The sequence below is a fragment of the Mycobacterium sp. genome (genome assembly GCF_032161845.1).
In the GTDB taxonomy this organism is placed as follows: Bacteria; Actinomycetota; Actinomycetes; order Mycobacteriales; family Mycobacteriaceae; genus Mycobacterium.
On record NZ_JAVRQA010000213.1, the window covers coordinates 1 to 21,056 of the forward strand.

Annotated in this window: 22 protein-coding genes; 6 read left to right on the forward strand and 16 right to left on the reverse strand. The window is 67.8% G+C overall.

Annotation, left to right across the window (positions count from 1 at the left end):
- The coding region (locus QOD90_RS12380; RefSeq protein ID WP_526350039.1) for a Bug family tripartite tricarboxylate transporter substrate binding protein at nucleotides 1-657 on the reverse strand (657 nt) is incomplete at its 3' end.
- Nucleotides 658-768: 111 nt separating this feature from the next.
- Here QOD90_RS12380 and QOD90_RS12385 point away from each other — a divergent pair.
- Complete coding sequence (locus tag QOD90_RS12385) at nucleotides 769-2,379, forward strand: sensor histidine kinase (RefSeq protein ID WP_526350041.1); 1,611 nt, start codon at nucleotides 769-771, stop codon at nucleotides 2,377-2,379.
- Nucleotides 2,372-3,073, forward strand: a complete 702-nt coding sequence (locus tag QOD90_RS12390; RefSeq protein WP_526350043.1) for a response regulator — start codon at nucleotides 2,372-2,374, stop codon at nucleotides 3,071-3,073. Before QOD90_RS12385 ends, QOD90_RS12390 begins: the two co-directional genes overlap by 8 nt.
- Here QOD90_RS12390 and QOD90_RS12395 read toward each other — a convergent pair.
- Nucleotides 3,041-3,427 carry a DUF2784 family protein gene (locus QOD90_RS12395; RefSeq protein ID WP_526350045.1) on the reverse strand — a complete coding sequence of 129 codons (387 nt, stop codon included), beginning with the start codon at nucleotides 3,425-3,427 and terminating at the stop codon, nucleotides 3,041-3,043. The two genes, QOD90_RS12390 and QOD90_RS12395, sit on opposite strands and share 33 nt — an antisense overlap.
- Before the next feature lie 85 nt (nucleotides 3,428-3,512).
- Here QOD90_RS12395 and QOD90_RS12400 point away from each other — a divergent pair, with 85 nt between their 5' ends.
- On the forward strand, nucleotides 3,513-4,745 hold the full coding sequence (locus tag QOD90_RS12400) for a serine hydrolase domain-containing protein (RefSeq protein WP_526350047.1): 1,233 nt from the start codon (nucleotides 3,513-3,515) through the stop codon (nucleotides 4,743-4,745).
- Nucleotides 4,746-4,765: 20 nt separating this feature from the next.
- Nucleotides 4,766-5,482: a type 1 glutamine amidotransferase gene (locus QOD90_RS12405; RefSeq protein ID WP_526350049.1), complete on the forward strand. Its 717-nt coding sequence runs from the start codon at nucleotides 4,766-4,768 to the stop codon at nucleotides 5,480-5,482.
- Here QOD90_RS12405 and QOD90_RS12410 read toward each other — a convergent pair.
- Nucleotides 5,467-6,825, reverse strand: coding sequence for a TIGR01777 family oxidoreductase (locus tag QOD90_RS12410; protein ID WP_526350076.1), 1,359 nt, complete (start codon nucleotides 6,823-6,825; stop codon nucleotides 5,467-5,469). The genes QOD90_RS12405 and QOD90_RS12410 overlap by 16 nt on opposite strands.
- A 77-nt stretch (nucleotides 6,826-6,902) precedes the next feature.
- On the opposite strand from QOD90_RS12410, the gene QOD90_RS12415 reads away from it, so the two are divergent.
- Nucleotides 6,903-7,502, forward strand: a complete 600-nt coding sequence (locus QOD90_RS12415) for an alpha/beta hydrolase (protein ID WP_526350051.1) — start codon at nucleotides 6,903-6,905, stop codon at nucleotides 7,500-7,502.
- Nucleotides 7,503-7,574: 72 nt separating this feature from the next.
- Entirely contained in the window at nucleotides 7,575-8,159 is a 585-nt protein-coding gene (locus QOD90_RS12420; protein ID WP_526350078.1) for a phosphoribosyltransferase, read from the forward strand.
- A 21-nt stretch (nucleotides 8,160-8,180) separates the two neighbouring features.
- On the opposite strand, the gene QOD90_RS12425 is transcribed toward QOD90_RS12420, so the two are convergent.
- The 13 genes from QOD90_RS12425 to QOD90_RS12485 form a co-directional block, all read right to left on the reverse strand.
- Entirely contained in the window at nucleotides 8,181-8,543 is a 363-nt protein-coding gene (locus QOD90_RS12425; protein ID WP_526350053.1) for a hypothetical protein, read from the reverse strand.
- An 11-nt stretch (nucleotides 8,544-8,554) separates the two neighbouring features.
- Nucleotides 8,555-9,376, reverse strand: coding sequence for a DivIVA-like cell division protein Wag31 (wag31, locus tag QOD90_RS12430; protein ID WP_526350055.1), 822 nt, complete (start codon nucleotides 9,374-9,376; stop codon nucleotides 8,555-8,557).
- A gap of 185 nt (nucleotides 9,377-9,561) precedes the next feature.
- Complete coding sequence (locus tag QOD90_RS12435) at nucleotides 9,562-9,846, reverse strand: YggT family protein (RefSeq protein ID WP_526350057.1); 285 nt, start codon at nucleotides 9,844-9,846, stop codon at nucleotides 9,562-9,564.
- An 89-nt stretch (nucleotides 9,847-9,935) separates the two neighbouring features.
- Nucleotides 9,936-10,586: a cell division protein SepF gene (locus tag QOD90_RS12440; RefSeq protein ID WP_526350059.1), complete on the reverse strand. Its 651-nt coding sequence runs from the start codon at nucleotides 10,584-10,586 to the stop codon at nucleotides 9,936-9,938.
- Between the two features lie 64 nt (nucleotides 10,587-10,650).
- The gene (locus QOD90_RS12445; RefSeq protein ID WP_526350060.1) at nucleotides 10,651-11,403 is read right to left on the reverse strand and encodes a YggS family pyridoxal phosphate-dependent enzyme; all 753 of its coding nucleotides are present in this window, start codon (nucleotides 11,401-11,403) and stop codon (nucleotides 10,651-10,653) included.
- Complete coding sequence (gene pgeF / locus QOD90_RS12450; protein WP_526350062.1) at nucleotides 11,400-12,107, reverse strand: peptidoglycan editing factor PgeF; 708 nt, start codon at nucleotides 12,105-12,107, stop codon at nucleotides 11,400-11,402. The genes QOD90_RS12445 and pgeF overlap by 4 nt, the downstream gene beginning before the upstream one ends.
- A gap of 32 nt (nucleotides 12,108-12,139) precedes the next feature.
- Complete coding sequence (ftsZ, locus tag QOD90_RS12455; RefSeq protein WP_526350064.1) at nucleotides 12,140-13,279, reverse strand: cell division protein FtsZ; 1,140 nt, start codon at nucleotides 13,277-13,279, stop codon at nucleotides 12,140-12,142.
- A 160-nt stretch (nucleotides 13,280-13,439) separates the two neighbouring features.
- Nucleotides 13,440-14,279 carry a cell division protein FtsQ/DivIB gene (locus tag QOD90_RS12460; protein WP_526350080.1) on the reverse strand — a complete coding sequence of 280 codons (840 nt, stop codon included), beginning with the start codon at nucleotides 14,277-14,279 and terminating at the stop codon, nucleotides 13,440-13,442.
- Nucleotides 14,280-14,368: 89 nt separating this feature from the next.
- Nucleotides 14,369-15,826, reverse strand: a complete 1,458-nt coding sequence (gene murC / locus QOD90_RS12465; RefSeq protein WP_526350066.1) for a UDP-N-acetylmuramate--L-alanine ligase — start codon at nucleotides 15,824-15,826, stop codon at nucleotides 14,369-14,371.
- Nucleotides 15,823-16,950 (reverse strand): undecaprenyldiphospho-muramoylpentapeptide beta-N-acetylglucosaminyltransferase, encoded by a 1,128-nt coding sequence (gene murG, locus QOD90_RS12470; protein WP_526350068.1) that lies wholly within the window; start codon nucleotides 16,948-16,950, stop codon nucleotides 15,823-15,825. The genes murC and murG overlap by 4 nt, the downstream gene beginning before the upstream one ends.
- Nucleotides 16,947-18,518 (reverse strand): putative lipid II flippase FtsW, encoded by a 1,572-nt coding sequence (gene ftsW, locus QOD90_RS12475; protein ID WP_526350070.1) that lies wholly within the window; start codon nucleotides 18,516-18,518, stop codon nucleotides 16,947-16,949. The genes murG and ftsW overlap by 4 nt, the downstream gene beginning before the upstream one ends.
- A 139-nt stretch (nucleotides 18,519-18,657) precedes the next feature.
- Entirely contained in the window at nucleotides 18,658-19,737 is a 1,080-nt protein-coding gene (gene mraY, locus QOD90_RS12480) for a phospho-N-acetylmuramoyl-pentapeptide-transferase (RefSeq protein WP_526350072.1), read from the reverse strand.
- Nucleotides 19,734-21,056: UDP-N-acetylmuramoyl-tripeptide--D-alanyl-D-alanine ligase (locus QOD90_RS12485; RefSeq protein WP_526350074.1), on the reverse strand; the 1,323-nt coding region annotated here is incomplete at its 5' end. The genes mraY and QOD90_RS12485, both read right to left, overlap by 4 nt.

Consider the following 21,056-nt stretch of genomic DNA (forward strand, 5'->3'; position numbering starts at 1 on the left):
GTCGACGTACTCGCCGAGGCCTGAGGTTCCCGCCGCGATCTTCTTGCCGAGCAGTGCGGTCAGAAGGTCGCCGCCGCCGTCATAGGAGACGAAGTTGACCTCTTTCGGATTGACCCCGACGGCACGCGCCGTCTCCATCGGGAACAGATGATCGGGGCCGCCGGGCGAAGAGCCGCCACCGATGGTGATCTTGGCCGGATCGGCCTTCCACGCAGCGACGAAGTCGCCGACGGTCTTGAACGGTGAATCGGCGGGGACCAGGATGCCCTCCTGCTCCTCGACGACCTTGGCGAGTGCCGTCGCATTCGTCGCCAGCGCCGAGGACCCGTTCGTGTACACCGCGCCGACCACGCCGAGCCCCATCATCATCATGAGGTCGCCGTTGCCCTTCTCGTTCATCAGCCGAGCCATGGCTACCGTGCCGCCTGCGCCAATGACGTTGAACACCTCGATGCGACCGGTGATCTTGTCGTCCTGCATGATCTTGACCGCCGTGCGGGCGGTCAGGTCGTAGCCGCCGCCGGGGCTGTTGGGCACCATCATCCGGAGCCGATGCAGGCCCGGCTCGTCATTGCCGCGCGTCACGCCGCAGCCGGTCGCGAACGCTGCCGCAATCGCCAGGCTGATCAGGACGGCCAGGATCCGAGTCGTTCTCATTGGTCGTGCTCTCATATGGGTCGTCCCAATTCGCTTGACTGTGATGGGAAGCAATACTGGACCCTGAAGTGACACGGGTCACTCTTTCGGACGCAAAGGAAGTTGTGGTCATTGCGATCACCGTGGAGTACACGCAGCCTCGCCGGCCAGTTCCTGGTCTTCCAGTTGGTCGTAGTCGCCGTCGTGCTCGTCGCCGTGGCCGCGGTGTCGGTCAACCAATCCACCAAGGAGTTTCGGGACGTCCGCGGGCAGCGCATGATCGCCGTCGCCGAGAACCTGGCGTCGACGCCGATCGTCCGCGAACGGTTCGCCGACCCCTTCGCCGCTCAGGTCTTGGCTCCCGACGTGGACCGCGCCGTCGCGCTGTCGGGTGCGGCAGTGGCCGAGATCGTCGACCCGGCAGGCGTCGTCAGGGTGTCCTCGGACCCGTCGCGGGTCGGGCGGACTCAAAACCTGACCGGCAGCGAGGCCCCGCAGGGCCGGGCGTGGTTCGGCGATCTGGACGTCGACGGCGTTCACAGCCTGGCAGGCCAGGTACCGATCAACGACATCAACGGGGTCGTCCTCGCCATCGTGTCGGTGTCCGAGCCGTACCCGTCGGTGTGGCAATTGCTCAGTGGCGCGGGCGAACGCCTGCTGGTGTACCTCGGGCTCGGCGCCGCGTTGGGGATGCTGGCATCGTGGCTACTGTCGCGCCGCATCAAGCAACAGACCCGCGGGCTGGAGATCGCCGAGATCGCCAGCCTCGCCGAGCATCGGGAAGCGCTGCTGCACAGCATCCGTGAGGGGGTGGTCGCGGTGAACAACGACGGTGTCATCACGGTGCTCAACGACAGCGCGCAGGCCCTGCTGGACGTGTCGCCGGACGCCGTTGGACGGCGGGTCGACGAGGTCGACTTCGACCCGGCGGTCACCGACTTCCTCGCCTCGCGCGAGGACGGCCGCTCCGCCCAATCCGAAGTCGTCATCGTCACCCGCACCAAGGTCTTGGCGCTGAACCGCCGCCCCGCCACGAGCCAGGGCAGGAGGATCGGAACGGTGACCACCATGCGCGACAGCACCGAACTGGCGTCCATGCAGGGCCAACTGTCGTCCCACAAGAGCGTGACCGACACCCTGCGGGCCCAGACCCACGAGTTCGCCAACCAACTGCACACCATCTCCGGACTTGTCCAACTCGGCGAGTACGACTCGGTGCACGACTTCGTCGGAACCCTGACCCGCAGACGCGCCGAGATCAGTGATGCGGTGACCCAACACATTTCCGATCCGGCCGTCGCCGCGCTGCTGATCGCGAAGACGTCCTTGGCCGCCGAGAGTGGCGTCGCGCTGACGATCGACACCGACTCGCACCTAGCCGCACTCGATCCGGCCTTGGCCACCGATGTCATCACGCTGCTCGGCAACCTCATCGACAATGCCGTCGACGTGTCCGAGGGCTCGCCAGAGGCAAGGGTCACCGTCCACATCGACGACGCGGACGGCATGATCGTTTCCGTCACCGACTCGGGACCCGGTGTGCCCGAACATCTTCGGGAGGAGATCTTCGCCCGCGGCGTCACGTCGAAACCCGATGTGGCGGGTGGACGTGGAATCGGCCTCGCGTTGGTTCGCCTGGTGAGCGCCCAACTCGGCGGCACCGTCGACGTGACCGACGCGCCAGCCGGGGGTGCGTGCTTCCGCGTGACGCTGCCACCGGCGCGGCTGGCCAACCATGCGTGAGGTGCTTGTCGTCGACGACGACTTCATGGTCGCGGAGATTCACCGCAAGTTCGTCGACCGCCTCGACGGGTTCACCACGGTCGGTGCCGCGCGTACCGGAGCAGAAGCTCTCGAGATGGCGGGCGCACTCCAACCCGACCTCATCCTGCTCGACGTCTACCTACCCGACATGACGGGTCTGGAAGTACTGCAACGCCTTCGCTCGGCAGGCGATCCCGTCGGCGTCATCATGATCACCGCGGCGCGCGAACTCGACACCGTCAGCGGCGCGCTCGACGGTGGCGCGGCGGACTACCTGATCAAGCCGTTCGAATTCCCACAGTTGCAAGCCAAGCTAGCGGCCTTCGCGGCGCGGGCAGACGCCTTGGCGTCGGCGATCGGAGCCGATCAGTCACTGATCGACCCGCTCTTCGGAAGCCAGGGCGGCTCCTCGGCCACGGCCACCGACGGTTCGCTGCCAAAGGGCCTCGGAGCCGTCACCGGGCAGCTGGTGCTCGACGCGGTGCGGGCCGCAGGCGAAGTGTCGGCGGCGGAATGCGCGGAGCTGGTGGGCATCTCGCGAGTCAGCGCGCGGAGATACCTTGAGCACTTTCTGACCGTCGGCGCACTCGAGCTGCGTCTGCAGTACGGCGCGGGCCGGCCCGAACGGCGATACCGCGGGTCAGCCAGCGGTCCGGCTCAGCCGCCGGGATGACGCCCTGGCTCTGCGCGCGAACAAGATCCACGACGCGACCACCAAGATCAGGACCATGCCTAGGACCAGGTTCTCATCGGCAACCGGATACCAGACCCCGGTGATGTAGTAATCGATGAAGCCGCTAGTCGGCAACGGCGCCATCCCTGCGTGAAACCTGCCCCATCGCTCCAGTTCCGTCAACGGGCAGATGAAGTCGACGACTTCGATCGCGACACACCAGATGACCACCGCAACATGCAGCCAGATGGTCTTCGGCCACCTCAGGGCCAGGAAACCGCCGAAGACGCCGTAGCCGACGAACGCGAAGTGCACGGCGGCGGTGACGGCTACGACAATCGTGTAGATGTTCATCATTCACAGCATCCGTAGTTCGTGACAAACCGACCCAAAAAACGATACCGCGTCCCGATCTGGTTTCAGCTGAGAAGCTCTGCACATGCCGCTCCGTCGATTACTCGGCGCGCTCGCGTGCGCGGGCCTGCTGCTCACCAGTTGCGCGCCGGTAACGCCTGCCCCGCGGGGCTCGGCTCCGGCTGCCGACGGCGAACGGGCGGACGCCGTCAGGAGGATCGTCGACGACGTGATGAAGCAGGCGCATCTGAAGGCCGTCATCGTGCGGGTGACCGAAGCCGGCAGTGAGATTCTCACCAGCGCCTTCGGCGAGTCGATGACCGGAGTTCCTGCCACGACCGACATGCACTTCCGCAATGGAGCCGTGGCCATCTCGTACGTCTCGACCCTGTTGTTGCGTCTCGTCGACGAAGGCAAGGTGCACCTCGACGACAAGATTTCGACATGGCTGCCCCAGGTTCCGCACGCCGACCGGGTCACCCTTGGTCAACTCGCTCAGATGACCTCGGGCTACGTCGATTACGTCATCGGCAACAAGGCCATGAACGATGCGCTGTACGTCGACCCGTTCCGCCCATGGACTACCAACGAACTGCTCGGCTTCGCCGTCGACCAACCGCTGCTCTACGAACCGGGCACCAACTGGGACTACGCGCATACCAACTACGTACTGCTCGGATTGGCGCTGGAGAAGGCGACGGGCGAATCGATGCCGAAGCTGTTGTCGGAGAAGGTGTTGCGTCCGCTCGGCCTGACCAATACGGCCAATTCCGACACCGCCGAGATTCCGGCACCAGTGCTGCATGCCTTCACCTCGGAGCGCCGCGATGCACTGAAGATCCCCACGGGCACCCCCTTCTACGAGGAGAGCACCTACTGGAACCCATCGTGGACGATCACCCACGGGGCGATCCAGACGTCGAACATCTACGACCTCGAGGCCACCGCGGTGGGCATTGGCTCTGGCAAGCTGTTGAGCCACGCGTCCTACGAGAAGATGGTGTCCACCGATCTCCGCGGCAAGACCAGAGCCCAGCCCGGTTGCACCACGTGCGCCCCGATGGTCGATGGCTATACCTACGGTCTTGGCCTCGTCATCTCCGGCGGCTGGCTGCTGCAGAATCCAATGTTCGCCGGTTATTCGGCCGTCGAGGCCTATCTGCCGGACAAGAAGATCGCGATCGCCGTGGCCGCGACGTTCGCGCCGGAGGCCTTCGACGATCAGGGGAACTACTCGAATGCCGCAGAGGTGCTCTTTCGCCGGATCGGCGCCGAACTCGCCCCAAGCCAGGCCCCGCCCGGTCCACCTGCGAAGTGACTTGCCCGTATCCTCTAGCAGTGGCGAAGAAGGTGCTGTTCCTCTACAACGACCCGAATGCTCCCGAGGCGATGCTCGGCGACGCCTTCAGCGAATGCGGTTACGACATCCAGACATTCGAGGTCGTCACGGCTGACCGAGCCGAAGATCCGGCCTTCGACGTGACGTTTCCAGATCCACTGTCGTTCGATGCGATCGTCCCACTCGGGTCACGCTGGTCGGTGAACGACGGTGACCGTGGCATGTCCTGGATCACCTCCGAGGTCGCGATGGTGCGCGAGGCACACGCGGCAGGTGTGCCGATGCTCGGCGTGTGCTTCGGGGGCCAACTTCTCGCCCATGCGCTCGGCGGGTCGGTAGCGCGGTCGCCCGCACCCGAGATCGGTTGGTACGACGTCGACACCTCGCGTGCCGACCTGGTGCCTGCCGGCCCATGGTTCGAGTGGCACTTCGACCGGTTCACGGTGCCAGAAGGTGCGGTGGAGATCGCCAGGAACGGCAGCGCCTCCCAGGCCTTCGTCATGGGCTCTACGATGGGCATCCAGTTCCACCCCGAGGTCGACGAAGGACTGCTGGAGAAGTGGCTGACAGGCGACGGCGCCGACGAGATCGCCGAAATGGGCCGCACCGCCGACCAATTGCGCGGCGCCACAACGCAAGAGCTCGAGAGCGCCACCAAGCGCGTACACGCACTTGTCAGGGCGTTCGTGGAAGACGTCGCTCAGCCCCGATCGTGACCCAACTGGTGCGCCAGCGCCTCCGTGATCAGCGACTGCCGGAACCGATGCCCGACCGCCTGCAGCTTGACCGGCAACGCCCGCTGGCTGGCCTCGGCCAGTTCACGTGCCCCCTGGCTTCCCAGCAGCAGGCGTGGACCGAATGCGGGCACGGGTAGCACCGCGGGACGGTGCAGGGTCCGCGCAAGTGCCTTGGTGTAGTCCACGTTTCGCACCGGATTGGGCGCAACGGCATTGACCGGCCCGGTGAGCCGCTCGTCGTATAGCGCCCGGTAGTACACGTCGATGAGGTCGTCGATGCCGATCCACGACAGCCACTGCTGCCCGCTGCCGAGTCGTCCGCCCAACCCCGCGGCGAACAGCGGTCGCATCAGCTGGAGCGTGCCACCGCGAGCTGCCTGCACGATCCCGGTGCGCACCGGGACCACGCGAAGTCCGGCATCGACTGCGGGTGCGGTCGCGGCCTCCCATTCGGCGACCACGTCGGCGAGGAAGCCGTCGCCCCGCGCGCTGTCCTCGGCCAGCAGGGCGTCACCGCGGTCGTATCCGTAGTAGCCGATCGCCGAGGCGGTCACGAACGTTCGCGGACCGCCCTCACCGCGCCCGGCCACCTCGGCGAGCTTGCGCGTCGGTTCGATGCGGCTGTCGCGGATCGCCGCGCGATGGGCATCGGTGAAGCGGCCAGCGATCGACGTCCCCGCCAGGTGCACGACGGCGTCGACGCCCGTCAGCAGGTCCGCCGCGGGCGCATCGGGGTTCCACTGCCGCTCGTCGGGACCGCCGGCGGCGTGTCTGACCAGGCGAATCACCCGATGGCCGCCGGTGGTGAGCAACGCCGTCAGGGCCGAGCCGACGAGACCAGATGCTCCCGTGACCGCGATGGTGATCGACTCCAGGCCAGCATCCTTCGCATCGCGGTGCGCGGCGAGGTCGTCCGCGAGCTGGCGGTGGCGGTAGACGAAGGTCGATCGGAGGGCGGCCGCGGGAATCGGCGCGTCGACACGGTCGTGGACCCGCGTCGCTCCCGGCCCCTCGGCGCTGAACTCGTGGGTGTGACGCCACCTCCCGATGATCCTGGGTGGCCACGACCTCGCGCCGTCCGACGACAGCTGGTCGACGAAGCGGTACGGCGGATCGAAGTCGGCGCCTTGGTGCTGTGCGACCCAGCGCAGGCCGGCGGGCAGGCCGAGCACCGCCCGCCCGTTGGCCACCGACGTCGCCTCGGCCACGACCTGCATCGGTTGCCACGGTGGAACCAGCCGCGGCATCGCACCGGGTCGGGTGTGCCAGGCGAACACCTCGTCCAGCGGATGGTCGACGACGCTCTCGTACTCGATGCCCACGACCTTCATTCGTAGCGGCTACGGCGACGGATTGCCAGAGCGGTCAACCGGGGCGGGGCCGGCTCCGAATCACCGTAGTGACTTCGAACGTGAAGGCTGCCGTGCTGGTGCTTCCTGGTGGCCGCCCCAAGAGCGACGCGCCGTCGCGAGCGTTGCAGCTGGCCAACTTTCGGATCGAGATGCTGGCACAGTCGTTGCAGCGCCGGGTTGGAGCTGAGGTGAAGGTACGACGCGTGCAGTACCGGTTGAGGGGCTGGAACCCGCGGACCCTCGACGCCCTCCGCGACGCCAGAGCCGCGCTGGAGGAGATGCATGACGTCGTCGGCGACGGTCCCGTCGTGCTCGTCGGACACTCGATGGGCGGGCGTGTCGCTGCGCACCTCGCGGCCGAGGGGCGCGTGGCTGCCGTCGCAGCATTGGCGCCGTGGTGGCCGCAGAACGACGGCGACCTGATCCCGCCGCCGGTCAAGCTGCTCACCATGCACGGCTCCGCAGACACCTGGACCGACCCCGCCGCCTCCCGGAGGCAAACCCACCGCGCAGCGTCGCGCGGGGTCGATGCCCAGTGGGTGGAGTTTCCCGGCGCCGGGCACTTCCTCTTGCGGAACTACTCCCAGTGGCATCGCCTCACCGCAGAGTTCGCGATGACGCAATGGTCGAAGCACACTCAGGCCTAGGCTCGGGTGATCGGGAAGTCCGTCGATCGCATCTTCCGGGACCGCCACGAAGCGGGCAGAGTCCTCGGTGAAATGCTGGCCGACCGCTGCTCCGGAACCGACGTCGTGGTCCTCGGTCTGGCCAGGGGCGGTGTGCCGGTCGGCCTCGAGATCGCGGTCCGGCTGGGCGCGCCATTGGACGCGTTCGTGGTCCGCAAGCTTGGAGTTCCGCAGTGGCCCGAGCTCGCCATGGGGGCAATCGCCAGCGGAGGCGGTGTCGTCGTCAACGAGCAGGTGATGCGCAGCCTGCACATCACCGACGCCCAACTCCAAGCCGTCATCGCCGCCGAGACCGACGAGCTCCACCGACGTGAGGCGGCCTATCGCGGTGCCGCTCCCCCACCGCAGCTGACGGCCAGGACGGTGGTGCTTGCCGACGACGGCATCGCCACGGGCGCAACGATGCTCGCCGCAGTTCGGGCGGTGCGGGCCACTGGGCCCACGCGGGTGATCGTCGCCGTCCCGGTGGGACCGACATCGGTCTACGAGCGACTACGCGGCGAGGCCGACGACGTGGTGGTTGCGGCCACGCCGCGGCGATTCGAAGCAGTTGGGCAGGTGTTCGCCGACTTCGGACAGGTCAGCGACGATGAGGTGCGGGCCGCACTAATGAACTGAGGTACGTGCCGCGCTGACGCGCTAGTCGTGCTTGGCGCCCGGCGGCGGGTCGTCGTCGGCGGGATCGAGGGCCTGCTCCTGCGGAGCCACGTCCGGCGTGAACACGTCGCTGGCACTGGTCGGCTCGTCCGGGTAGTCCTCGGCGGCCTCGGGTTCGGTGACGGCCGGGATGACGGTGGTCTCGTCGTCGCGGTGGTCGTCGACGTCGGCCGCGGCGTCCTCGGTGCCTCGGGAGCGTTCCCGGAGCGCGTCGACGATCAGCAGTAGGACGCCGATCACACTGGCGCCGATGCACACCCAGGCAATCAACTCATTGCTGGTCACCACGGCGGTCACCAGGGCAGCAAGGCCGATGACGGCAAGGACTAGCGCAACGATCAGCATCAATCAGCCGTTCAGTTGTTTCCCCGGTTGAACTGGTTGAACCCGCCGCCGTCATTGTTCGCCGTCGAGTCAACCGGTGCCGCTGAGCCGCGCTGGCCAAGTTCCTCGAGCTGAGACTCCAGGTAGGTCTTGAGCCGCGTGCGGTATTCGCGTTCGAAGGTGCGCAGCTGCTCGAGGCGACCCTCGAGCACCGTGCGCTGCTGGTTGATGGTGCCCATGATCTCGGAGTGCTTGCGCTCGGCGTCGGCCTGAAGTGCGTCGGCCTTTTCCTGCGCCTGCCGAAGCTGAGTCTCGGAGCGCGTCTGCGCATCCGACAGCATGGCGTCGGCGCGGGTCTTGGCCTCGGCCACCGTGGTCTCGGCGGTATGGCGAGCCTCGCTGACCATGGCGTCGGCCTGCGCTCGCGCGTCGGCGAGCAGCTTGTCGGACTCGGCCTTCGCGGTGCCGGTCAGGCGATCCGCGGTGTCTTGGGCCAGGCCGAGGATCTTCGCAGCCTTGATGTGGCTGTCCTCGCTCACGGGAGCGGCGACGACCGGTTGCGGCGGTGCCTCGTAAACCGGCTGCGGAGGTGCGACGGGCTCGGGCTCGGGCTCCGGCTGGTACTGCGGGATCGACTGGGTGGCCTGAACGCCACCGCCGGCACGCGCGCTCGCAACGTCGTGGTCGAGTTCGGAAACCCGCTGACGGAGGTCGGCGTTCTCCTCGATGAGGCGGGTTAGCTCGTTCTCAACCAGGTCGAGGAACGCGTCTACTTCGTCCTCGTTGTAGCCGCGCTTGCCGATGGGCGGCTTGCTGAACGCGACGTTATGGACGTCGGCTGGTGTAAGCGGCATTGTCTGCCCCCTTGAGGTCTGGACCGTCAACCGGTGTCAAAGTAAAGAGCCAAGCTGGAAGTAACTGGCGCCCATCCTGTCACAGTAGACCCGGCGGTTGCGGGTGAGGTCTCGAAATAAGAGCGAATTTCAAGATCCGAGCATCCAACCACAGCCCCGGAAAACCCGCTTTCGCTACCTCTGGGCTACTGACTCCACGCCAATTCCATGCCGATGAACGCGGCGAGAAGAAGCACCATGATCGACAGGTCGAAGCGCACCGCACCTATCGTGAGCTGCGGAATGATGCGTCGTAGCAGCTTCACTGGTGGATCGGTCACGGTCATGATGACCTCGAGGACCACGACCATGAAGCCCTTCGGGCGCCAGTCCCGGCTGAACGATCGAACGAACTCGACGACCACCCGCGCGATGAGCAGAAGCCAGAACGCGAACAGCACGAAGCCCAGGATCGAAAAGAACAGGGACAACGGGGCGACCTCACTCCGGGGTGGTGACATTGGGAAGAGCCGGGATGCGAGTCGACGGGACTCGATTCATCGCCAGCCTACCCAGTTGGTCACTGGTAGGCGTAGAAGCCCGCCTCCGCAATGCGCTTGCGCTCGTCGGCGGTGACGTCGACGTCGGCCGGGGAGAGAAGGAAGACCTTCGTCGCAACCTTGTCGAACGAGCCCCGCAAGGCGAACGCCAGCCCGGCGGCGAAGTCGACGAGACGCTTTGCGTCGGCGTTGTCCATCGACACCAGATCCATGATCACCGGGGTGCCATCGCGGAAGCGCTCGCCGATGGTGCGGGCCTCGCTGTAATCCTTGGGGCGCAGCGTGGTGATCTTTGCCAGTGGGCTGCCCGCCTCGAACAGCTCGGCCATCCGGCGCGGCTCCATCGCGACGGCGCCGTGGGTGGCGCCGCGCAGGGTGTTGAACCGCGGGCGCTCGAAGTCGCGCCTGCCTCGGAATGCGGGCTCGTCGAGGTAGCCACCGCGGTAACCCGCGGGGGCGGCCTCGAATTCGCGTCCGACGGGCCGATCCATGCGGTCGTCATAGCCGGTGGCGCGGGCTTCATATCCGCGACCCTCGTCCTCGAATCGCTCCTCGCGGGGGCGACGGGCGTAGGGCCGCGACGAACGGTCCTCGTCGTCGTAGTACTCGTCGTCGTAATCGTCCATCGGCGCCATACCGAAGTAGGCCTTGACCTTATGCAGTGTGCTCATCGGAGACCCTTCTGATGACTGAAATTCGTGTTGTCTGTGATGAAGATGTGACTGGAGTGACTACTCAGGGTGACGTTAGAGGACGTTCCCCCATAAGAGCGGTACCGACACGCACACAGGTCGAGCCGTGTTTGACCGCCGCCTCGAGGTCACCGGACATCCCTGCCGAGAGACCGAGCCGCTGCTGGTAGAGGCGTTGTACCCGGGCCAGTTCGGCCGCCAAACGCGCGAAGGACTCGTCGGGGTCGACGTGCAGCGGCGGGATCGCCATCAGGCCGACGAAGTCCAACCCGTCGGTCTCGTCGGCCAGCGCACACAGCTCGTCCACGAGAGCCGGGCGCGCCACGTCGATGCCGCCGCGGGCCGGATCGCCGTCCAGGCTCAATTGCAGGTACACCCGAAGTGGCTCGGCCCGCCTGCCCTCGGCCAGCGCCTCGGTCGCCGCCCGTCCGAGCGCTCCGACGAGCGCACCACTGTCCACCGAGTGCGCGGCGTAGGCCCAGCCAGCCACCGCGCGGGCCTTCTTGCGTTGAATGCTTCCGATCATGTGCCACCGAGTCGCAGGCGCAGCGGTTTCCCCGGCGAAGTGGGCGGCCAACTCGGCGACTTTGAGACTCGCTTCCTGTTCGCGCGATTCGCCAAACGCATCGCATCCGAGTCGAACCAATTCGACGACGTCGGACAGCGGAAAGAACTTCGTCACGGGGAGTAGCTCGATCTCCGCGGGGTCTCGACCCGCCCCCGCGGCCGCGGCGTCGACCCGTGCCCGCAGGGCGGCCAGGGATCCGGCGAGTTCGGCAGCGCGCGATGAGGTCATTCCATCCACACCAGGGATGCCAGCCGTCCGGTGGGGGCGGTGCGACGATGACTGAACAGATTCGGGTCGTCGACCGTACAGCGCGGATCGATGTCGATCGACGTGATGCCCAAACCGGTCAATTGCCTTGCGATTCCAGACCTCAGGTCCAATCCCGCGGTTCCGCGGGCAGTCGTGGTCCGGCTGCCGGGTACGGCCGCCTCGACTTCGTCGGCCATGGCGTCGGGCACCTCGTAGTTGCGTCCGCTGACGGCGGGGCCGAGTAGCACCGAGACGTCCTCCACGTGCGCACCCTGGCCGAGCATGACCTCGACGGCCCTTGCCACGACGCCCTTCTGGGCGCCTACCCGCCCCGCGTGCACGGCCGCGACGACACCTGCCCGCGCGTCCGACATCAACACGGGGACACAATCGGCGGTCACCACTGCCAGTGCCAACCTCGGATTCGCCGTCACCAATCCGTCGGCGTCGTCGATCGCTCCGTCGACCGGCCCGTCCACCACGACGACGCGGTCACCGTGAACCTGGTTCATCCAGACGATGCGGTCATCGCCCAGCCCGGTCGCCGTCGCGAGGCGCAACCGATTCGTGGCCACCGCAACCGGGTCGTCCCCCACGTGGTCGCCAAGATTGAAGGTATCGAACGGCGGAACCGAGGCGCCGCCTGCGCGGGTAGTCGTCACACGTCGAATGCGAAAGGTCACGGTGCCCAGTATTCCGGCCCGGGGCTCCCCGATCAGTGACGCATGAACGGTGGCACGTCGACGTCGTCGTCATCGTCCCCACCGCCGCCGATGCTGACCGTCGCACCGTTGGTGTGCAGGGGAACGCTCGCCGGATCGGGGTCGAAGGCGGACGCTGCCCGCAGCCTTCCCGCAGTGCCCGAGGAGACGGCCGGTCCGGCGCCAACCACGGGCTTGCGGCTCGGTCCGGCCGCGTCGAAGCCTGCGGCGATCACCGTGACGCGCACTTCGTCGCCGAGCGAGTCGTCGATCACGGTGCCGAAGATGATGTTGGCCTCGGGATGCGCGGCATCCTGGACCAGCGATGCCGCCTCGTTGATCTCGAAGAGGCCGAGGTCACTGCCGCCGGCCACCGACAGCAGCACGCCCTGCGCACCCTCCATCGAGGCCTCGAGCAGCGGTGAGTTGATCGCCGTCTCCGCCGCCTTCAGGGCGCGCCCGTCACCGCGGGCCGAACCGATGCCCATCAGCGCTGTGCCAGCCCCCGACATGACGCCCTTGACGTCGGCGAAGTCGACGTTGATTAGACCGGGTGTCGTGATCAGGTCGGTGATGCCCTGGACACCGTTCAGCAGGACCTCGTCGGCACTGCGGAAGGCATCCATCAACGAGACGGCGGCATCGCCCATCTGCAGCAGCCGGTCGTTCGGGATCACGATGAGGGTGTCGCAGCTTTCCCGAAGCGCGGCGATGCCCGCCTCGGCCTGATTGGAGCGGCGCTTGCCCTCGAACGAGAACGGGCGCGTCACGACGCCCACGGTGAGCGCGCCGAGCTTGCGGGCGATCGTCGCAACGACGGGCGCGCCACCGGTGCCGGTACCACCGCCTTCGCCCGCGGTGACGAACACCATGTCGGCACCGCGGAGCAGTTCCTCGATGTCGTCCTTGGCGTCGTCGGCGGCCTTGCGTCCGACCTCGGGGTCGGCGCCTGCGCCGAGGCCGCGGGTGGAGTCCCGTCCGACGTCGAGCTTGACGTCGGCGTCGCTCATCAACAACGCCTGTGCGTCGGTGTTGATGGCGATGAACTCAACGCCCTTGAGTCCTTGCTCGATCATCCGGTTGACGGCGTTGACGCCGCCGCCACCGATGCCGACCACCTTTATTACTGCGAGATAGTTGTGTGGGGGTGTCATCGGTAGTCTTCCTCCTGGGCCAACTCTCAACCTCAACCATAGGCTTAGAGTTATGTCAAGTAGTTTCGCGCAAACAGAACGGTAGGGCGAGCACGCGAGGTATCCGTGCAGGCGCGCCGAACGCGCCGTGGGATTTTCCGCGGCCGAACTCGAAAGCGGCCTACTTCACCGTGGGTAGATCCGGGCTGGAGACGTCATAGGTGGTGCCCGGCTGCGTCAGCAGAGCCCCCAGCTTCAGCGCCTTCTCGTCGGTGCGGTCCGTGGTGCCCCAAATCACCTGACGGCCATCGACGAGGGTCAGGGTGATGGCCGCGACGGACGGCGCCGCAATGCGGCTCACCTGACCGGCCACCTCTGGACGAAGCGCGGTGAGCACCTGAAGCGCCGCCCGCGTCGGTAGATCGCTTGGCCCTGGCGTCTCGGCATCCAGGTACGGCAGGCCGGGTGGCGGTGGCGCCGTGGCGAAGTCGACGCCGTCCCGGTCGAAGAGATGCGAGCCGTCGGGATAATCCTTGGCCACCACCGGAATTCGCTCGACGATCGTGATCCTCAGCGTCGACGGATATTCGCGTTGCACCCTGGTGCTGGCCACTCGCCGGATGGTCGCAACGCGTTCGGCGACCGCGTCGGTGTCGATCTGCAGCAGCGGTGTGTCGGCAGGGACGGCCGCCGCCTGTTCGACCTCTTCCTGTGTCACGGTGGACAAGCCCGTGATCGCCACGACACGTGCCGACATGATGGGCGTGAAGTACAGCAGCAGTCCGGCCCCCACCACGATCACGCTGACCAGCGCCGACCACATCAGCGCCTTGAGGCCCCTGATCAGTCCCCGCGCCGGGGGTTTCGGCTCGTCGGCGGAACGACCGGTTACCCGCCGCTTGGCCTCGCGCCTGGCCTCCTCGATCGCCGTCGCACGCTCCTGCGCCGCGCGTCGCTCCTCACGCTCGCGCCTGGCCCGCCGCCGCGGTCCCTCGAAGTCCGCGGCCGCAGTGTCGTCGATTGCAGCGCCGTCGGACGCCTCCGTGCCGTCGGTGGCGGCGTCCCCGGCGGCGGCGTCGCCGGACCCATCGGCGGTGTCGGTCGGCTCGCTCACGACGATCGCGCCCCAGGCGCGTCCCGGCTCGCCCGCGACTGCACCGCAGCCAGGATCTCCCTGCCGAGCAGCGTGACGTCGCCGGCCCCCATCGTCACGACGACGTCACCGGGCCTGGCTGAACCCGCCACCAGGTCGGCGACGGCGGAGAAGTCGGGGACGTATCGCGCTGGGCTGCTGACGTGTTCGGCGACGCTGGCGCCGCTGATGCCTGCGATCGGCTGTTCCCGCGCCGCATATACGTCGAGGACGAACACCTCGTCGGCGAGGCTCAGCGCCTGGCCGAACTCGCGGGCGAAGGTCTGGGTCCGCGAGTAGAGGTGCGGTTGGAACACCACGACGGTGCGCCCGTGCCCGGCGACCGCGCGCAACGCTTCGATGTCCACGCGCACCTCGGTCGGATGGTGCGCGTAGACGTCGAAGACACGCACGCCCGCTGCCGTGCCCACTGACTCGAGCCTGCGCCGGACGCCTTCGAACGAGGCCAGGCCGTCGAGCACCGTGTCGACGTCCGCGCCCGCCTGCACCGCCGCCAGCAGCGCCCCGAGCGCGTTCAACGCCATGTGCCTGCCCGGCACCGCCAACCGCATCCCCCTCGGCTGGGCTTCACCGTCGAGCTGAATGGTCGAGACGCTCCCAGTGCCCTGGTGCTCCCAATTCAGTAGGGCACCAGCAACATTCGAAACATCGGCAGCGCCGTCGCGGCTGCCGTAGCGCAGTACCCGGACCCCGTTGGCCGTCGCGCGCTCGGCAAGCGCCGCGGCGCCGGGATCGTCGACGCACACCACGAGGGCGCCGCCGGGTCGCAGCCGCGCGACGAACTCGTCGAACACCGCGACGTACGCCTCGACGCTTCCGAAGAAGTCGAGGTGATCGGCCTCGACGTTGGTGACCACCGCGACGTCGGGGGTGTATTGGAGCAGCGAACCGTCGCTCTCGTCGGCTTCGGCGACGAAGCAGTCGCCGCTGCCGTGGTGAGCGTTGGTGCCCGCCTCGCCGAGGTCGCCGCCGACTGCGAACGAGGGATCGAATCCGCTGCACTGCAACGCCACGACGATCATCGACGTCGTGGTGGTCTTGCCGTGCGTGCCGGCCACCATCACCGTGGTGTAGCCGTCCATCAAGCTGGCGAGGACCGCAGGCCGCAGGATGACGGGGATGCCGCGACGCCGCGCCTCGACCAGCTCGGGATTGTCCTTCGGGATGGCGGCATACGTGCTCACGACGACCGTCGGCCCACCGGGCAGCATGTCCAGCGACGACGCGTCGTGGCCGATCCGGACCTCGGCGCCACGCGCCCGAAGCGCAGCCACGCCGCGCGACTCCTTGGCGTCCGATCCGGACACCTGGCCGCCGCGGTCGAGCAGGATGCGCGCGATACCCGACATCCCGGCTCCCCCGATGCCCACCATGTGCACCCGCTGCAACTCCGGCGGCAGCTCGCGCGGATTCATCGTGTCCGTCCTCGATTGTCTCTAGCAACGCCCAACGCCACCTCGGCCACCCGGTGGGCGGCATCGCGGTGCCCGGCGAGGGCGGCGGCCGTCGTCATCGCCGCCAACCGCTCCGGATCCGACAGCAGCACCCGCACGGTCTCTGCGACGAAGGCAGAGGTCAGATCGGCGTCCGCGACCAGAAGTCCACCACCCGCGCCGACCACCGGCAACGCATTGAGCCGCTGCTCGCCGTTGCCGATCGGCAACGGCACGTAAACGGCGGGCAGGCCCACCGCCGTCACCTCGGCGACCGTCATTGCACCGGACCGGCAGATCGCCAGGTCGGCGGCGGCATAGGCCAGGTCCATTCGGCTGAGGTACGGCACCGCCACGTATGGTCGGTCGCCATCAGCGGGCTCGCGGAGGTCGAGCACGTTCTTCGGGCCGTGCGCGTGCAGCACTGAAATGCCTGCCGCGGCGAGGTCGCCCGCCGCCCCCGCGACGGCGCGATTGAGGGACTGCGCGCCCTGTGAGCCGCCGAACACCAGCAGCACCCTGTCGTCGTCGGCGAAGCCGAAGTGCGCGCGGGCCTCGGCCCGCAGCGCCGCCCGATCAAGGGACGTGATGGCCTCCCGGACGGGCACGCCGACGACCTCGACGTTCCGCAGACCCGGCTCCGGCACCGCAGAAAGCACGCGCTGCGCGGTACGGGCCCCGACCTTGTTGGCCCAGCCCGCGCTGGCGTTCGCCTCGTGGACGACGACGGGCACCCGATGCCGTCGCAGGGCGCCACCGCGCGCGGCCAGGTAGGCGGGCAGCGCAACGTAGCCGCCGAACCCGATCACGACGTCGGCGTCGACCCGGTCGAGTACCGCTCGCGTCTGACGAACTGCCGTGCGGACCCGCAGCGGCAGCCGGACCAGGTCACCCGACGGCTTGCGCGGCAGCGGGACGGGCGTGATGAGCTCGAGGTCATAACCACGCTCGGGCACCAGTCGCGTCTCTAGTCCACGCGCGGTGCCCAGCGCGGTGATCCGCACCCCGGGATCAAGCGCGACGAGGGCATCGGCGACGGCCATCGCGGGCTCGATGTGCCCCGCAGTGCCGCCTCCGGCGAGAACCACGGAGAAGGGCTTGCTCACCCGTAACGCTGACCTTCCAGAGAGCGAGCCCGTCGGCTCGGTTGACGCTGACGGTCTCCATGATGCCCTGCGCCCCTCGCGGTCCGATTGGCCGCATCGGTCGTGGTGCGTCGGCGATCCTCGGCAGGTTTGCGGGCGGCCTTCGGCTTGCCCTTGGCGCTGGCCTTCGGTTTCGGCTTCGGCTTGCCCTTCGGGCTCGGCTTGGACTTCGGCTTGACGGCCGCGGGCTTGTCCGGTCGCGTCCGCAGCCGGTCGCGTGCCGACTCCAACCGCGTCGGCACGTAGGGCTCCGGCAAGGGCAGTCGCAGCAACCGGTTGAACCGGTCCTCCCGGCCCGCCCGCAGGGCAGCCACTGCCTCGGGCTCGTGTCGCGCCGCATTCGTGATGATGCCAAGCATGAATAACGTTGTGGCCGTTGATGTTCCACCAGCGGAAATCAGAGGAAGCTGCAAGCCCGTTACGGGAAGCAAGCCCACCACGTAGCCGACGTTGATGAACACCTGGCCGATCACCCAGAGCGTCGTCGCCGCCGTGAGCAACCGCAGGAAGGGGTCGACGGATCTCTTCGCGATCCGCATCCCCGTGTAGGCGAACAGCCCGAACAGGCACAGCAGACCGACTGCGCCGACATAGCCGAGTTCCTCGCCGATGATCGCGAAGATGAAGTCGTTGTGCGCGTTGGGCAGGTAATTCCACTTGGCGGTGCCCTGCCCGAGACCGTCCCCGAAGATGCCGCCATTGGCCAGCGCATAGCGCGCCTGGCGCGCCTGATAGCCGGAGCCCTGCATGTCGGCACCGGGGTTGAGCCACGACTGCACGCGGTCGGAGCGGTAGCCCTCCGACATCGCGAGGATGCCCGCGGCGATCACCACGGCGACCAGCGAGCTGAGGAACACCCGCAGTGGCAGGCCGGCGTACCAGAGCAGTCCCAGCAGGATGATGCCGAGCGACACGGTCTGGCCGAGGTCGGGTTGCAGCACGATGAGCAGCAGAGCCAGCACAGCGCCGGGCACCAACGGGAAGAGCATCTCGCGAACCGAAGCGCGCTCCATCCGGCGGGCGGCGAGAAGGTGCGCACCCCAGATCGCAAACGCGATCTTGGCCAGTTCCGACGGCTGCATCGAGAAGCCCGCGACCACGAACCAACCGCGAGAGCCGTTGGCCTCCCTGCCGATTCCCGGAATCAGCACCAGGATCAGCATGATGATCGTGACGACGAATCCCGGGAAGGCCAGCTTGCGCATGAGGGAAACCGGCGTGCGCAACGCCACGTAGAAGGCGACAAGTCCGACGGCGGTCCACAGCACCTGCTTGGCGAAGATCGCCCACGGTGAGCCGTCCTCGTCGTACGAGTGCACGCCGGAAGCCGACAGCACCATGATCAGACCGAGGGTGACGAGGAGCGCGGCGACGGCGATCACCAGGTGGAACGACGTCATCGGACGCCCGAGCCACGCCCCGAAGCGGGTCCGCGGGGCGACGTCCGTCGCGACCGTGGCAGTTCCGGCGGCGGGTCGCGCGTCCGTGTCGGGTTTGCTGCGCCGTAGGCGGGCGAAGATATCGATCACCGTCGACTACCGGGCCACGTCGATCACATGAGTCACAGGAGTCACAGGAGGCTCATTTGTCCCTAGCACCCCAGAATCCTCCCCCGTCACAGGCCGAGGGGCGCGGACATCCGTCGCGTGTCGCGGAATGGGCGGGCGCTCAAGCTCCGACCGTGGCCAGCCATTCGCTGTAGAACAGCGCCACCCCTAGCCCGCAGGCGATGGCGGTGAGCAGCCAGAATCGGATGATCACCGTGGTTTCCGCCCAACCCACCAGCTCGAAGTGATGATGGAACGGCGCCATCCGGAACACTCGTCGACCCGTCGTGCGGAACGCCAGGATCTGCACGACCACCGAGGTGACCTCGGCAACGAACAGTGCGCCAAGCACCACCGCGAGCATCTCGGTGCGACTGGTCACCGACAGCCCGGCGATGATGCCGCCAAGGGCAAGCGAACCGGTGTCGCCCATGAAGATCTTGGCGGGGGCAGCGTTCCACCACAGGAAGCCGATGCAGGCGCCCGCGGTGGCCGCGGCGACGAGCGCAAGGTCGAGTGGATCCCTGACGTTGTAGCAACCGAGCCCGGGGCTGAACGCACAGGCGTTGCGGAACTGCCAGAACGTGATCAGCACGTAGGCGGCCGTCACCATCGCCATGGCCCCCGCGGCGAGGCCGTCCAGACCGTCGGTGAAGTTCACCGCGTTGGACCAGGCGCTGACGACGACGACGCAGAACAAGACGAACACCGCCGGCGCCAGCGTCACGGTCGCGATCTCGCGGACGTAGGACAGTTCGGCGCTGCCGGGGGTCAGGCCGTCATCGTTGCGAAACTGCAGGGCCAGCACGCCGAAGAGCACCGCGGCGAGGAGCTGGCCGACGGTCTTGGCCGTCTTGTTCAGCCCGAGGTTGCGCGAGCGCCGAATCTTGATGAGGTCGTCGACGAACCCGACCCCGCCAAGAGCCGTGGCCAGCCCAAGCACCAACAGGCCAGAGGCGGACGGCCCCTCGCCGTCGAGCGCAAGCCCCACCAGGTGCGTGCCCAGATAGCCGGCCCAGATGCCCGCCAGGATCGCGACACCGCCCATCGACGGGGTGCCACGCTTCTTGTGATGGCTTGGCGGACCGTCCTCACGGATCTCGTGTCCGAAGCCCTGCTTCGTGAACAGCCGGATCAACGCAGGCGTCAGGAGGATCGACACCGTTAGCGCGATGCCGACGGCGATGAGTATCTGCCTCATCCCGTTCCGTTCCCCGCGTCGTTGAAGACCGCGTCGGCGAGCTCAGCCAACCCCGCCGACTTCGAGGCCTTCACCAACACCACGTCTCCCCCGCGCAACTCGGAACGCAGCAACGCCAGCGCGGCGTCCACGTCGGCGACCATGATCGCTTCACTGCCCCACGACCCCTCCATCACCGCCCCGTGATGCATGGCGCTCATTGATCTCCCGGTTCCGACGACGACCAGTCGAGACACATCTAAGCGCACCGCCAGTCGACCGATGCTGTCATGTTCGGCTATCGCGTCGTCACCGAGTTCCGCCATCTCGCCGAGCACGGCCCAGCTCCGACGTCGATCGTCGTCCCTCGCGCGCCCACCCTGAGCCATCCACGCCAGCGCCTTCAGCCCGGAGCGCATCGAATCGGGGTTGGCGTTGTACGCGTCGTTGATGACGGTCACGCCGTCCGCGCGGGTGCCGACCTGCATCCGGTTCCTGGAGACCGGCCCGGCTGCCGCGAGCGCGTCGGCCACCTGCCCGAGGCTTGCGCCGCACTCCAGTGCGACGGCCGCCGCACTGAGTGCGTTGGACACCTGGTGGTCGCCGTGCACGGCGAGGGTGACGTCGGTGTGCGCGCCAGCGGCGTGCAGGGTGAACCGCGCCCTGGCGAGTTCGTCGAGCACCACGTCGGCGGCCCAGACGTCGGAGCCGGACGAGCGTCCGACGCGGACCACCCGCGCCTCGGTCTTGTCTGCCATCGCAGCCACCACTGGATCGTCGGCGTTGAGGATGACCACCCCGGACGCCGGAACTGCTTGCGGCAGTTCAGCCTTCGTCGCGGCGATGGCCTCGCGCGAGCCGAACTCACCGAGGTGGGCGGTGCCGACGTTGAGCACCACCGCGATCGACGGCGGGGCGATCCGTGCCAGCGCGGCGATGTTGCCCTGGTGGCGCGCAGACATCTCGAGGATCAGGTAGTCGGTGTCGGTGGTCGCCCGCAGGACCGTCCACGGGTGTCCGAGCTCGTTGTTGAACGAGCCGGGCGGCGCGACGACTTCGCCAAGCGGTTCGAGCACGGCGGCCAGCAAGTCCTTGGTCGACGTCTTGCCCGAGGAACCGGTGACCCCGACGATCACCAGTCCGCCGGCGACCAGCTCGGCGGCAACGGCGGCGGCCAGCTTGGCCAGCGCCTCGAGCACCGCGGCTCCCGACCCGTCGGAGTCGTACTCGAGCACACTGGCACCGGAGCCGACGGCGTCGGCAAGGGGTGGCACCACGATGGCGGGCACGCCGACCGGGCGAGCCGCCAGCACGGCGGCCGCACCGGCGGCGACGGCACC

Excerpts from the sequence above, each read along its gene's own strand:
- QOD90_RS12390 (WP_526350043.1), top strand. The coding sequence starts at position 2,372 with ATGCGTGAGGTGCTTGTCGTCGACGACGACTTCATGGTCGCGGAGATT.
- QOD90_RS12395 (WP_526350045.1), bottom strand. The coding sequence starts at position 3,427 with ATGAACATCTACACGATTGTCGTAGCCGTCACCGCCGCCGTGCACTTC.
- QOD90_RS12400 (WP_526350047.1), top strand. The coding sequence starts at position 3,513 with ATGCCGCTCCGTCGATTACTCGGCGCGCTCGCGTGCGCGGGCCTGCTG.
- QOD90_RS12420 (WP_526350078.1), top strand. The coding sequence starts at position 7,575 with ATGCTGGCCGACCGCTGCTCCGGAACCGACGTCGTGGTCCTCGGTCTG.
- QOD90_RS12425 (WP_526350053.1), bottom strand. The coding sequence starts at position 8,543 with ATGCTGATCGTTGCGCTAGTCCTTGCCGTCATCGGCCTTGCTGCCCTG.
- wag31 (WP_526350055.1), bottom strand. The coding sequence starts at position 9,376 with ATGCCGCTTACACCAGCCGACGTCCATAACGTCGCGTTCAGCAAGCCG.
- QOD90_RS12440 (WP_526350059.1), bottom strand. The coding sequence starts at position 10,586 with ATGAGCACACTGCATAAGGTCAAGGCCTACTTCGGTATGGCGCCGATG.
- QOD90_RS12445 (WP_526350060.1), bottom strand. The coding sequence starts at position 11,403 with ATGACCTCATCGCGCGCTGCCGAACTCGCCGGATCCCTGGCCGCCCTG.
- ftsZ (WP_526350064.1), bottom strand. The coding sequence starts at position 13,279 with ATGACACCCCCACACAACTATCTCGCAGTAATAAAGGTGGTCGGCATC.
- murC (WP_526350066.1), bottom strand. The coding sequence starts at position 15,826 with ATGAATCCGCGCGAGCTGCCGCCGGAGTTGCAGCGGGTGCACATGGTG.
- mraY (WP_526350072.1), bottom strand. The coding sequence starts at position 19,737 with ATGAGGCAGATACTCATCGCCGTCGGCATCGCGCTAACGGTGTCGATC.